We start from the raw sequence: 12,632 nt of genomic DNA on the forward strand, positions 1-12,632 counted from the left end.
GGGGTGTCAGACGTCAGCACATGACTGCCGGCGTCGGCTCCGGCGCATGAGCCCGGCGCCCCACCCGTTGCGCCTCAACTCCCCCTCCTTTGCGCTCCCGCGTGCCGTGAAAGGCGCGGACGGCGCGGCTTCCCCCTTGATCGCTCAGAGCGAACAGGCGTCGGGGAACAACAACGGGCTCACGAGCATTGAGTCGGCATAGCTCAACTTGACTGCCGAAGGGGAGATCATGGCTGCTGAGTCCACGGCGTTCACACCGCTCACCCTGCCCGTGCTGCCGCTCGACGACGAGGTCGTGCTGCCCGGCATGGTGGTCCCGCTGGACCTGAGCGACGCCGAGGTGCGGGCCGCGGTGGAGGCCGCCCAGGCCGCCGCGAGGTCGGAGCCGGGCAAGCCCAGGGTCCTGCTGGTGCCGCGCATCGAGGGGACGTACGCGAAGACCGGTGTGCTGGGCACGGTCGAGCAGGTCGGCAGGCTGGCCGACGGCGACCCGGGTGCCCTGGTACGCGGCCGCGGGCGGGTGCGGATCGGCGCCGGGACCACCGGCCCCGGCGCGGCGCTGTGGGTCGAGGGGACGGCGGTCGAGGAGACCGTGCCGGACCCTTCCCCGGGTGCTCCGCTCCGTTCGGACGGGGGAGACCCCTACCCGGGCCAGGTCGCGGAACTGGTCAAGGAGTACAAGGCCCTCGCCACGAGCTGGCTGAAGAAGCGCGGCGCCTGGCAGGTCGTCGACCGGGTCCAGGCCATCGACGACGTCTCCGCCCTCGCCGACAACTCCGGCTACTCGCCCTTCCTCACCACCGACCAGAAGCTCGAGCTCCTGGAGACCGCCGACCCGGTGGCCCGGCTGAGGCTCGCCACGCGGCAGCTGCGGGACCACCTCGCCGAGCAGGACGTCGCCGAGACCATCGCCAAGGACGTCCAGCAGGGCGTCGACAAGCAGCAGCGCGAGTTTCTGCTCCGCCGTCAGCTGGAGGCCGTCCGCAAGGAGCTGCGCGAGCTGAACGGCGAGACGGACGGTGAGGAGTCCGACGACTACCGCGCCCGGGTGGAGGCGGCCGACCTGCCCGAGAAGGTCCGCGAGGCGGCCCTGAAGGAGGTCGACAAGCTGGAGCGGGCGTCCGACCAGTCGCCCGAGGGCTCCTGGATCCGCACCTGGCTCGACACGATCCTCGACCTGCCGTGGAACGAGCGGACCGAGGACGCCTACGACATCCGGGGCGCCAAGGCGGTCCTGGACGCGGAGCACGCGGGCCTGGACGACGTCAAGGAGCGGATCACCGAGTACCTCGCGGTGCGCAAGCGGCGCGTGGACCGGGGCCTCGGCGTGGTCGGCGGGCGGCGCGGCGGCGCCGTGCTCGCGCTCGTCGGGCCGCCCGGCGTCGGGAAGACCTCGCTCGGCGAGTCGGTCGCGCACGCCATGGGGCGCCGGTTCGTCCGTGTCGCCCTCGGCGGCGTCCGCGACGAGGCCGAGATCCGCGGCCACCGGCGCACCTACGTCGGCGCGCTGCCCGGCCGGATCGTCCGCGCGATCAAGGAGGCCGGGTCGATGAACCCGGTCGTGCTGCTCGACGAGATCGACAAGGTCGGCTCGGACTTCCGCGGCGACCCGGCCGCGGCCCTGCTGGAGGTCCTGGACCCGGCGCAGAACCACACCTTCCGGGACCATTACCTGGAGGTCGAACTCGACCTGTCCGACGTCGTGTTCCTCGCGACGGCCAACGTCCTGGAGGCCATCCCGGAGGCGCTGGCCGACCGGATGGAGATCGTCCGGCTGGACGGCTACACCGAGGACGAGAAGGTCGTCATCGCGCGCGACCACCTGCTTCCGCGCCAGCTGGAGCGGGCGGGCCTGCACGAGGGCGAGGTGACGATCGAGGAGGGCGCGCTGCGCAGGCTGGCCGGCGAGTACACCCGCGAGGCGGGCGTGCGGGCGCTGGAGCGGTCGGTGGCGCGGCTGCTGCGCAAGGTGGCGGCCCGGCACGAACTGGGCGAGCGGGAGCTGCCGTTCACCGTCACCGACGCCGATCTGCGCTCCCTGATCGGCCGGCCGCACCATGTGCCGGAGTCCGCCCAGGACCCGGCCGAGCGCCGTACCGCCGTCCCCGGGGTGGCGACCGGCCTCGCGGTCACCGGCGCCGGCGGTGACGTCCTGTTCGTGGAGGCGTCCCTGGCCGACCCGGAGACCGGCGCGGCGGGCCTGACGCTGACCGGTCAGCTGGGCGACGTGATGAAGGAGTCGGCGCAGATCGCGCTGAGCTTCCTGCGCAGCCACGGCGCCGAACTGGAGCTGCCGGTGGGCGACCTGCGGGACCGGGGCGTGCACATCCACTTCCCGGCGGGCGCGGTCCCCAAGGACGGCCCGAGCGCGGGCATCACGATGACGACCGCGCTGGCGTCGCTGCTCTCCGGGCGCCTGGTCCGTACGGACGTGGCGATGACCGGCGAGATCTCGCTGACCGGCCGGGTCCTGCCGATCGGCGGTGTGAAGCAGAAGCTGCTGGCCGCCCACCGCGCCGGGGTGCGGACCGTCGTCATCCCCAAGCGCAACGAGGCGGACCTGGACGACGTCCCGGCCGAGGTGCTGGACCGGCTCGAGGTCCACGCCGTGACCGACGTCCGGCAGGTCCTGGAGCTGGCGCTCGCGCCCGCGTCGAGCGGGGCGGCGCCGGAGGTTCCGGTGGCCGCGTGACGGAGGCCGCCGGATGAGGGAAGGCCCGGGCCCCGTGAGGGAGTCCCGGGCCTTCGCCGTGCGCCGGGAGGCGGGGTCAGCCGTTGGCGAGAGCCTGCACCCGGTCCAGCCCGCCGTTGAACCGGTCGTGGTCGCCGACCGTCGGGCCGGACGAGGTGTACTGCCACATCGTGTAGTAGCCCCAACCCGCGGGCAGCGTCCCCGGGTCCGAGGCGTACCGCGCGATCCACAGGGGGTTGTTCGCGGCGAATCCACCGTAGTTGCCGGTGCACTGGGTCCACCAGCTGGTGGCCGTGTAGATCACCGCGTCCCGGCCGGTGCGCGCCTTGTACGTGTTCAGGAAGTCGGCGATCCAGCCGACCATCGCGCTCGCGGTCTTGCCGTAGCAGGCGGCCCCGTACGGGTTCCACTCGATGTCGAGGGTGCCCGGCAGCGTCATGCCGTCGCGCGACCAGCCGCCGCCGTGGTCGACGAAGTAGTCGGCCTGGGTGGCGCCGCTGGTGGTGTCGGGGGTGGCGAAGTGGTAGGCGCCGCGGATCACGCCGATGCCGTAGGAGCCGTTGTACTGCTGGGTGAAGTAGGGGTTCGTGTAGTACGTCCCCTCGCTCGCCTTCGTGTAGGCCCACCGGACGCCGCTGTTCCAGAGGGTCGGCCAGTCGACGTTGCCCTGGTAGCCGGCGACGTCGACGCCCTCGGTCTGGGTGACGGCGGTGGGTGCGGGGGTGCCGCCCGGGCCGTCGTGCGCCAGGACGCCCATGCCCATGTGGGCGGTGCCCCGGGCGGGGCGGCCGGCGGCCGCGGCGGGGAGCGTCAACAGCAGGGAGAACGCGGCGAGCAGGATCCCCGCGACGGTCAGCCGCCGTACGCGGGCCGTTCCGGATCTGTGCACGGGCATGACGTGCCTCCGAGGCTCGGTGGTGCGCGGTGGGGGAGAACGCGGACATGCCGGCCGGACGGGGAGAACGGGCCGCCGTGGGCCCGGCGTTCGCTGATGGCGTGGGCATGTCATTCCTGGCCTGCGAAGGACGCTACGCACGTAGACCCGGGGTGGGAAGGGGGTCCGGGGGCTGCCGTTGGTCTACGCCTGCGAAATACTTGCGGAGCTGCGACGACGGCGGCGGCGGGCGGAAACTTTCACGCCCGGGAAACACCGGGAACCGGGAGAACGAGGCGGGGCTGACGTGCACGAAGAGGCGAACGGCGACGGAGACCGGGGCGGCGCGCCCGACGCGGTGCCCGGCGGTGCGGAACGCGAGTTCCTCTCCCTGGAGCGGGAACTGACGGTCCTGCTGCGGCGCGCCCGCGCCAACCAGGGGGAGATGGCCCGCGAGGTCCACCCCGACCTGGAGTCCTCCGCCTACGGCCTGCTCGTCCGGCTCGACGAGTGCGGCGGCCAGCGCGCCACCGACCTCGCGGCCTACATCGGCGTCGGCAAGGCCACCATGTCCCGCCAGTTGCGCGCCCTGGAGGAACTCGGCCTGGTCGCCCGGGAACCGGACCCGGCGGACGGGCGCGCCTGGCTCGTGGCCCTCACCGACGAGGGCCGCGGCCGCGTCGGCAGGGTCCGCGAGGCCCGCCGCGCCCGCTACGTCAGCCAGCTCGCCCACTGGAACCGCCGCGAGGTCTCCGAACTCGCCCGCCTCCTGCACGAACTGAACGACGTCATGGAGAAGTAGCCCGGGCTCACAGCTCCGCGAAAACCACCGTCGCGTCGTCGTGCGTCTTGCCGCGGCCCAGGCGGGCGCGCTCCTCGCGGTCGGCCCTCTCCAGGGAGCGGACGCGGTCCACGAGCGCGCGGGCCCCCTGCTTGCGTACGAGGGCCACGCACTCGGCCCAGTCGCCCTCGTGGAACGTCTCCACCCAGCGCGCCGCGCCGTCCGTCAGCGCCGTCAGCGAGCGGACGCCGGAGCGCGGGAGGGTGCCCGTCACGGCGCGGGCCGCCACCGAGGGGTCCGCGGCCGCGGTGAAGAAGCCGCCCTCCTTGTTGCGCACCGTGGCGTCGACGAGCGCGTCGGTGGCCAGCGAGGCCCGGGGGAGCCGGGCCAGGCGGTCGTCCAGGAGGGGGGTGACGGTGCCGTCGGAGGCTTCCACCAGCAACGCGGAGTCGGACAGGACCAGGTACTCCACCGCCTCCGGCGACCAGCGGGCGAGGGCCACGGTCGCCTGCGGAGTGCGCGGGTGAGAAAGGTCACAGGTTTCCGCGTGGGCCGCGGCCACCCGCGAGACGGCCCGCGCGAGGATCCCCGGCAGGGTCAGATCCCGGCAGGAAAGGGTCAGTTCGGTCAGCGCCCCGCCGAGCCGGGCGGCGAACCAGGGGACCGAATGCAGACACCCCGTCCCCGTTCTGGGCGGCGTGACCCCGTCCAGCACCACGAGGCACCCGCCCTGCCCGGAAGCGGGCAGGGCGACACTCGCGAAGTCCTCGTTGGGGCGGTCCGGCAGACCGGGCTCCGAAACGACTTCCGTACGCATCCGGCCAGTCTGCACGAGGCCTTCACAAGGTTTGCGAAAGGCTGGCAACCGCCCCAGGATTTACGCGCCATCGCAGGTCACACGCCTGTTTTGGGTTGGAATGAATCACTCCGGGAAGGCGTGGTGGCGAATACTGCCAAAGCCTGCCCCGGACGTCCAACCGGCCCGCCGCGCAGGGGCGTCACGCCCCTCCCGGGAACTTGCCCGCCAACTCCCCTCCGATGTTCACTCCTTCGGGTGGCCGGTCGGACGATGCGGGACCACTGCCCACCGGCACTGGGAGGGTCGGAAACCGACGGAGGTCCCCCTGCTCGCGCGAAGTCGGGAGCTCGGGGGGAGGGTGTACGCACCAGTCGCACCAATTGACGGGGCGCCACCCGGGCCCATGAGTACACGAGCACAGGAATGCGAGCACCGGTGCAGAAAACGCGGCCTCGGCGCACAGGCAACCACACGACCTCCGCGGGAGGCCCGCAGCAGTCCCCCGCCACGCCCCCCGTCGGCAAGGGCCGTCCCACCCACGTACGCAACCGGCTCATCGCGGCCGTCGCCGTCGTGGCCGCGGCCGTCGCCGGGGCGGGCGCCCCGTCCCTGATGGCCGCCTCCGGTCAGGTGAGCGACTCCCAGAACCTGGTGACGCTCGCCGGACAGACCCAGGACGCCCTCGCCCTCGCCCACGCGCTGGCCGACGAACGCGACGAGGTCACCGCCTACGTCGCCGCCGGCCGCCCCAAGGCCAAGGCGCCCTCCGAGCAGCGCAGCACCCGCGTCGACCGGCAGGTCGAGGAACTGCGCGCCGACCCCGACACCCCCGCCTGGCTGCGCTCCGACCTCGACGGCATCGCGGGCGTGCGCCGCGCGGCGCTCACCGGGCAGAGCAACGCCCTGCAGACCCACCAGGCCTACTCCGCCGCCCTCACCGAGCTGCACCGGCTGGCCGGCGAGCTGGCCGAGCGGATGCCGCCGCGGGCCGGCTCCGGCGCGTACGCGCTCGCCGAGCTGGACACCGCCGTCCAGCAGGCCGCCGCCGCCCGCGGCCTGCTGCTCGCCGCGCTCAGCGTGCCGCACTCCACGCAGGCCGTCATCGACCCGGCCACCGGCCTGCCCACCACCACGGGGGCCGCCTCGGAGGCCGACGCCAAGGAGCGCGACGCCCTCAGCGCCGCCGCCCAGCAGGCCCGGCTGCGCTCCGACGCCGCCCTCGCCGACTTCCGCGACACCGCCCCCGAGGCGGCCAAGGCGTCGTACGACTCGACCGTCACCGGTCCCGAGGTCAACAGCGCGTCGAAGTACCTCGCCCAGCTCACCGACCAGCCCACGTTCTCCGACCGCGACCGCGCCACCAGCCCGGAGAAGGCCGACGCGGCGCTCAGCGCCCGCGTGGACCTGATGCGCGGCGCGGAGTCCTCGCTCTACGACCACCGCACCAAGGACCTGGCGCAGCTGCGCGACGACGACGTCACCGCGCTGGAGATCCGGATCGCCCTCCTCGGCGCCCTGCTGCTGGTCGCCACGGCCATCGCCACGGCACTGGCCCGCACCCTCACGCGCCCGCTCGCGGTGCTGCGCCTGGGCTCCGCGCGCCTGGCCGGCGCGGACGACCCGACGGCCGAGGAACCCCTCAAGTTCACCGGCCGCAACGACGAGTTCGCCCAGGTCGTCCGCTCGGTCAACGCGCTGCACGCGCACGCCGTGGCCCTCGCCGAGCGCATCGCCGGCCTGGAGTCCGACCGCAAGCACCTGGAGGCCGACCGCAGGCACCTGGTCGGCCAGCGCCAGACGATGGCCGACGCCCGCGAGGAACTGCGCGCCGAACTCGCCGACTCCGCCGCCCAGCTGGAGCGGCTGCGCGGCAGCATCGGCAGCACCTTCGTCAGCCTGGCGCTGCGCACCCTCGGCCTGGTCGAGCGGCAGCTCGGCGTCATCGAGAGCCTGGAGGAGCGCGAGCACGACCCCGAGCGCCTCTCCACCCTCTTCAAGCTCGACCACATCGCCACGGTCATGCGCCGGCACAGCGAGAACCTCCTCGTCCTCGCCGGGACCGAGCACCTCCAGCAGAGCGCCGGGCCGGTCCCGCTCGTCGACGTGGTCCGCGCCGCGGTCAGCGAGATCGAGCGGTACGAACGGGTCCGCATCGCCGCGCTGCCGCCGCACGCCCACATCGCCGGCTTCGCCGCCGACGACCTCAGCCACCTGCTGGCCGAGCTGATGGAGAACGCCACCGGGTTCTCCCCGCCCGACCAGCCCGTCGAGGTCTCCGCCTGGCTCCTGGAGAACGGCGAGATCATGCTCTCCGTCCAGGACGAGGGCATCGGCATGACCGACGAGCGGATGGCCCGCCTCAACTCCCGTCTCGCCGAGTTCGACCCCGAGGCGACCTACGACCAGGAGGCCGAGGACGGCCTCGGCCTCGGGCTGTACGTAGTGGCCCGCCTCGCCCACCGGCACGGTGTGCGGGTGCATCTGCGCGAGCAGAAGCAGGGCGGCGTCGCCGCGGTCGTCGTCGTACCGCGCAGCCTGCTGGCGGCCGCGCCCGCGGCCGGGGCCCCGTCGGCGCGGACCGCGGCCGGGGGCGCCCAGAGCTACTCGCTGCCGGGCGCGAACGCCGAGGCCAACTCCAACGTGCTGTACGGCCGCGTGCAGGGCGAGGACCCGCTGGTGGCGCTGGCCGAGAAGGCGGTGCAGCGCTCGGAGGCGGCGGAGACGGCCGGCACCGCCGGGACCGCCGAGGAGGCCGCGGCACCCCAGGGCGCAACCGAGGCCGCGCCCGCGGCACCCCACGGCGCGGCCGAAGCAGCGCCCGCGGCGCCCGCCCCCGGCCCCGCGCCGGAGTCCCCCGCCGAGACGACCATGGAGCTGCTGCTCCCGGCGCAGGCCTCCGAGCCGGACCCGCTGCCCGTGCGGCCCGGCCCCGGCGCGAACCCGGCCCATGCCCGCCCCACCACGGCCGCCGCGCCGCCACCGCACGCGGCCCCCGCGCCGCCGGCGCACGCGGCCGTCGGCGGGAACGCCCCGCAGAGCCCGGCCGCGCCCGGCCACGAGACCTCCCCCGCGGCACCGGGCGGCCCCACCCGCGCCGCCGCGGGCGACCTCGAGGTGCACGAGCGCGCGGACGACGAGGCCGAGGACACGGTCACCGCCAAGGGCCTGCCCAAGCGCACCCCGAAGATCACCGCACCCACCCAGGCCCCGCGGCAGCGCACCGGGTCCGTGGACGCCGAGGCCCTCCGCCGCCGCCTCGGCGGCTTCCGTCAGGGAGCGCAGGCCGGATACCGCGACGTCGAGGCGGAGATCGCCGGAACCCAGCGGCCGGACGGACACGGAGACGTCGAAGAAGCCACGGGGAGCACAGTCGAGGAGGCAAGCAGTTGACCGCGCCCAGTACCTTCGGACTGAGCAGTGAAGCCCGCAACCTGCACTGGCTGTTGAGCAACCTCGTCGAGGAGGTGCCCGGGATCCTCTCGGTCGCGGTGGTCTCCTCCGACGGTCTGCTGCTGCTCTCGTCCGACCCCGGCCGCAACGCCGAGGCCCGGCAGACCCGCGGCGAGCGGCGCAGCGGGCCGCGCGGATCCGCCGCGGACCTCGCCACGATCGTCTCCGGCATCGGCAGCCTCACCGTCGGCGCGGCCAAGCTCATGCAGTTCGGCCGGGTCAGGCACACGATGGTCGCGATGGACGAGGGCAGCCTGTTCGTCATGTCGATCAGCGACGGCTCGCTGCTCGGCGTGCACGGCTCCGCGGAGTGCGACATGAGCGTGGTGGCCTACCACATGGCGCTCTTCGTGGGCCGCGCCGGACACGTCCTTACCCCCGAACTCCGCAGCGAGCTGAGGAAATCCCTGGAGTCCGAGTCGGCGGGGAGCGCCCGATGAGCAGTACGTCCAAACACCACCTCCCGGTCCGCGGCGGGGAACGCAAACCCGCCCGCGTCCGCCCCTATTCGCTCACCGGCGGCCGTACCCGCTTCGGTCACGTGCTGCTCGTCGAGACCTTCGTGACGAGCACGGCCGAACTGGAGGCCGCCGAGGAGCGCAAGGAACTGACGAATGGTTCCCTCACCACCCGGGTCATGCCGGAGATGCGGGCCATCGTCGAACTCTGCCGCCGCATGCGGACGGTGGCCGAGATCGCCGCGCTGCTGCAGATGCCGCTCGGCGTGGTCCGCGTGCTCCTGAGCGACCTCGCGGACCAGGGAAAGATCCGTGTGTACGGAACCGGTACCGGGCACGGCGTGGGCCGGCCGGACCGCGCACTGCTGGAAAGGGTGCTGAGTGGACTCCGTCGTCTCTGACTCCGCCTCCGTCGGCGTCTCCCCGCTGCCCACCGTGCCGGGGGAGCAGGAGCAACTGCAACCGTGGCAGACGGACCCCACCCGTGCCCCGATCGCCACGAAGATAGTGGTGGCCGGCGGCTTCGGCGTCGGCAAGACCACGCTGGTCACCTCCGTCTCGGAGATCACGCCTCTGCAGACCGAGGCGATGATGACCGAGGCGAGCGAGGAGACCGACGACCTCACCGCCACACCGGGCAAGCAGACCACCACCGTGGCCATGGACTTCGGCCGCATCACGCTCGACGACGACCTGGTGCTCTACCTGTTCGGCACGCCGGGCCAGCAGCGGTTCTGGTTCATGTGGGACGACCTGGTGCGCGGCGCGATCGGCGCCGTCGTGCTGGCCGACACCCGCCGCCTCAAGGACTGTTTCCCGGCGCTCGACTACTTCGAGAGCTGCGGGCTCCCGTACGTCGTCGCGGTCAACCACTTCGACGGCACCGAGCGGTTCGACGCGGAGGACGTGCGCGAGGCCCTCACGATTCCCGCACACATACCTGTCATGATCATGGACGCGCGGCGCCGCATCTCGGCCATAGAGACCCTGCTGGCCCTCGTCGCCCACGCACTCGAGGAAACCCCCGAGTAGTCCGACTCGAGGACCCCGAGCAGCACCCTCGGGGAGACCCCCCGAGCAGTCCAGAAGTCAGCTTTAGGAGACACCCCCGCATGCGGAAGATACTCGTCGTGGGGGCCGGCCAGTCCGGCCTCCAGCTCGCCCTCGGCCTCCAGTCGCACGGGTACGAGGTCACCCTGATGTCCAACCGGACCGCGGACGAGATCCGCGCCGGCCGCGTCATGTCGACGCAGTGCATGTTCCACACGGCACTGCAGCACGAGCGCGACCTGCAGCTGAACTTCTGGGAGTCCCAGGCCCCGAAGATCGAGGGGCTCGGTGTCTCGGTCGCCGCCCCCGGCTCCTTCGACCCCGGTCCCTCGCAGCGCGCCATCGACTGGGTGGGCCGGCTCGACGGGTACGCCCAGTCGGTCGACCAGCGGGTGAAGATGGCCGGCTGGATGGAGACCTTCGCGCAGCGCGGCGGCCAGCTCGTCATCCACGGCGCGGCCGTCGGCGACCTCGACTACTTCGCCCGCGCCTACGACCTCGTGCTCGTCTCGGCGGGCAAGGGCGAGCTGGTGTCGATGTTCGAGCGCGACGCCTCCCGCTCCCCGTACACCGAGCCGCAGCGCGCCCTCGCGGTGTCCTACGTGCACGGCCTGGGCCCGCGCCCGGAGCACCCGGAGTTCGACGCGGTCCGCTGCAACCTGGTCCCCGGCGTCGGCGAGATGTTCGTGATGCCGACGTACACCGTCTCCGGCCGCGCCGACATCCTCTTCTGGGAGGGCATCCCCGGCGGCCCGCTCGACGTCTTCAACGGCGTCAAGGACCCGGCCGAGCACCTCTCCCTGACCCTGCAGCTCATGGAGAAGTTCCTGCCCTGGGAGTACGCGCGGGCCACCAAGGTGGAGCTGACCGACGCGGGCGGCACGCTCGCCGGCCGCTACGCCCCGACCGTCCGCAAGCCGATCGGCCGACTGCCCGGCGGCGGCCTGGTCCTCGGCGTCGCGGACGTCGTCGTCGCCAACGACCCGATCACCGGCCAGGGCTCCAACTCGGCGTCCAAGTGCGCCGCCGCCTACCTCGCCTCCATCCTCGAACAGGGCGACAAGCCCTTCGACGAGGAGTGGATGCAGCGCACCTTCGACCGCTACTGGGCCACCGCCCAGCACGTCACCAAGTGGACCAACGCGATGCTGGCCCCGCCGCCCGAGCACATCCTCAACCTCATCGGCGCCGCCGGCCAGCTCCAGCCGGTCGCCGACCGCTTCGCCAACGCCTTCAACGACCCGGCCGACTTCGAGAACTTCTTCTACGACCCGGCCCTGACCCAGGCCTATCTGGCCGAGGTCTCCGCCGCGAGCGCCGCGTAGTACCCCTGGTCCGACCCGTTCAGGGCGTCAGCGGGGAGCTTCGGCGGCGCGTACCGCCGCAGGGGCTCCCCGCCCGGGTCGGGCCGCACCGCCCCGAGCACCGGATTGGCCGCGACGGGGGACACCTTCACCCGGGCGCCGGGCCGCGGCGCCTGCACCACCATGCCGTCACCGAGGTAGAGCGCGACGTGCGTGGCCTCGGGGAAGTAGACCACCAGGTCGCCCGGCCGCAGCTCCGTCAGCGGGATGCGCTGCAGGCGGGCCCACTGCTCCTGGCTGGTGCGCGGGATCTCGGTGCCCGCGGCGCCCCAGGCCCGCGAGGTCAGCCCCGAGCAGTCGTACGCCGAGGGTCCCGTCGCGCCCCACTGGTACGGCTTGCCGAGCTGCGCCACCGCATAGCGCACGGCCTGTTCGCCCTCCTGGCTCGGCGGGGTGCCGGTGCCGAGCGCGCCGGAGGCCAGCAGCCTCTGCTGCGCCCCGGTGATCCCGTTCGCCTCGGACTCGGCCAGCGCCGTGAGCTGTTCGGCGGTGAGCGAGGCCAGCAGCTTCTCGACGTCGTGCAGCCGGCCCCGCACCTCGTCCCGGGCCTTCTGCTGGCGCGCCGCGAGGGCGGTCCGCGCGGCGAGTGCCTTGCGCGCCTGGGCGGCCAGGTCGTCCGCCCGTTTCTCGCCGGCGGCCAGCCGGCCCACCGTCCCGGCCCGCTCCCGCGACAGCTGCCCGATCACATGCCCCTCCTCCAGCGCGTGCTGCGGATCGCGGGCCAGCAGCAGCCGGACGTAGGGGGAGAGGCCGGTGGTGCCCTGGTACTGCTGCCGGGCGAGCCGTCCGGCGGCCGCGCGGCTGTCGAGCAGGGAGCGCCGGGCGCGGGTCAGCGCGGCGTCCAGCCGGCCGGCCCGGGTGCGCTGTTTCGCCAGCTGTCCGGCGGTGGTGCGGTAGGTCTCGGCGGCCTTCTCGGCCTGCCCGTAGATCCGCTGAAAGTCCGTCAGCAGAGCCGCCGCGGACCGCTGCCCGGTGTTCGGCGGCTGCGGCGCGGCCGTGGCCGAAGCCGGGACGAGGGCGGCCTGGGCCGCCACCGCCGCCGTGCACACCAGACGCAGCACCCTTCCTGACACGTCATCACCTCCGCTGCGCAGCGGGCCTTCCGCTCCGCACCGTGAGCATGCGACGGATGAGATGACTTTAGGTCAGATGTACGCGAAACGG

10 protein-coding genes are annotated in these 12,632 nt (G+C 73.4%); 7 read left to right on the forward strand and 3 right to left on the reverse strand.

What is annotated here, in order from left to right; translation table 11 throughout:
* Positions 1-229: 229 nt before the first annotated feature.
* Positions 230-2,692: an endopeptidase La gene (lon, locus tag ACIPM1_RS05520; RefSeq protein WP_402429239.1), complete on the forward strand. Its 2,463-nt coding sequence runs from the start codon at positions 230-232 to the stop codon at positions 2,690-2,692.
* Positions 2,693-2,768: 76 nt separating this feature from the next.
* On the opposite strand, the gene ACIPM1_RS05525 is transcribed toward lon, so the two are convergent.
* On the reverse strand, positions 2,769-3,587 hold the full coding sequence (locus ACIPM1_RS05525; RefSeq protein ID WP_402429242.1) for a lysozyme: 819 nt from the start codon (positions 3,585-3,587) through the stop codon (positions 2,769-2,771).
* A gap of 286 nt (positions 3,588-3,873) precedes the next feature.
* Between ACIPM1_RS05525 and ACIPM1_RS05530 the strand changes: the two genes are divergently transcribed.
* On the forward strand, positions 3,874-4,368 hold the full coding sequence (locus tag ACIPM1_RS05530; RefSeq protein WP_402429245.1) for a MarR family winged helix-turn-helix transcriptional regulator: 495 nt from the start codon (positions 3,874-3,876) through the stop codon (positions 4,366-4,368).
* 7 nt (positions 4,369-4,375) lie between these two features.
* Here ACIPM1_RS05530 and ACIPM1_RS05535 read toward each other — a convergent pair whose 3' ends face one another.
* Positions 4,376-5,164, reverse strand: a complete 789-nt coding sequence (locus tag ACIPM1_RS05535) for a protein phosphatase 2C domain-containing protein (RefSeq protein WP_402429248.1) — start codon at positions 5,162-5,164, stop codon at positions 4,376-4,378.
* A gap of 417 nt (positions 5,165-5,581) precedes the next feature.
* On the opposite strand from ACIPM1_RS05535, the gene ACIPM1_RS05540 reads away from it, so the two are divergent.
* From ACIPM1_RS05540 to ACIPM1_RS05560, 5 genes are all read left to right on the forward strand, one after another.
* Entirely contained in the window at positions 5,582-8,536 is a 2,955-nt protein-coding gene (locus ACIPM1_RS05540; RefSeq protein ID WP_402429251.1) for a nitrate- and nitrite sensing domain-containing protein, read from the forward strand.
* Positions 8,533-9,036: a roadblock/LC7 domain-containing protein gene (locus ACIPM1_RS05545; protein ID WP_356191903.1), complete on the forward strand. Its 504-nt coding sequence runs from the start codon at positions 8,533-8,535 to the stop codon at positions 9,034-9,036. Before ACIPM1_RS05540 ends, ACIPM1_RS05545 begins: the two co-directional genes overlap by 4 nt.
* The gene (locus tag ACIPM1_RS05550) at positions 9,033-9,455 is read left to right on the forward strand and encodes a DUF742 domain-containing protein (protein ID WP_356191906.1); all 423 of its coding nucleotides are present in this window, start codon (positions 9,033-9,035) and stop codon (positions 9,453-9,455) included. The genes ACIPM1_RS05545 and ACIPM1_RS05550 overlap by 4 nt, the downstream gene beginning before the upstream one ends.
* Positions 9,436-10,086, forward strand: coding sequence for an ATP/GTP-binding protein (locus ACIPM1_RS05555; RefSeq protein WP_356191908.1), 651 nt, complete (start codon positions 9,436-9,438; stop codon positions 10,084-10,086). The genes ACIPM1_RS05550 and ACIPM1_RS05555 overlap by 20 nt, the downstream gene beginning before the upstream one ends.
* A gap of 80 nt (positions 10,087-10,166) precedes the next feature.
* The gene (locus ACIPM1_RS05560) at positions 10,167-11,429 is read left to right on the forward strand and encodes a styrene monooxygenase/indole monooxygenase family protein (RefSeq protein WP_402429255.1); all 1,263 of its coding nucleotides are present in this window, start codon (positions 10,167-10,169) and stop codon (positions 11,427-11,429) included.
* On the opposite strand, the gene ACIPM1_RS05565 is transcribed toward ACIPM1_RS05560, so the two are convergent.
* Entirely contained in the window at positions 11,393-12,541 is a 1,149-nt protein-coding gene (locus tag ACIPM1_RS05565; RefSeq protein ID WP_402429258.1) for an NlpC/P60 family protein, read from the reverse strand. The genes ACIPM1_RS05560 and ACIPM1_RS05565 overlap by 37 nt on opposite strands.
* Between the last annotated feature and the right edge of the window lie 91 nt (positions 12,542-12,632).

The organism is Streptomyces sp. NPDC086766 (assembly GCF_044746005.1).
In the GTDB taxonomy this organism is placed as follows: Bacteria; Actinomycetota; Actinomycetes; order Streptomycetales; family Streptomycetaceae; genus Streptomyces.

Coding starts and splice junctions, on each gene's coding strand:
- lon (WP_402429239.1), top strand. CDS start 230: ATGGCTGCTGAGTCCACGGCGTTCACACCGCTCACCCTGCCCGTGCTG.
- ACIPM1_RS05525 (WP_402429242.1), bottom strand. CDS start 3,587: ATGCCCGTGCACAGATCCGGAACGGCCCGCGTACGGCGGCTGACCGTC.
- ACIPM1_RS05550 (WP_356191906.1), top strand. CDS start 9,033: ATGAGCAGTACGTCCAAACACCACCTCCCGGTCCGCGGCGGGGAACGC.
- ACIPM1_RS05560 (WP_402429255.1), top strand. CDS start 10,167: ATGCGGAAGATACTCGTCGTGGGGGCCGGCCAGTCCGGCCTCCAGCTC.
- ACIPM1_RS05535 (WP_402429248.1), bottom strand. CDS start 5,164: ATGCGTACGGAAGTCGTTTCGGAGCCCGGTCTGCCGGACCGCCCCAAC.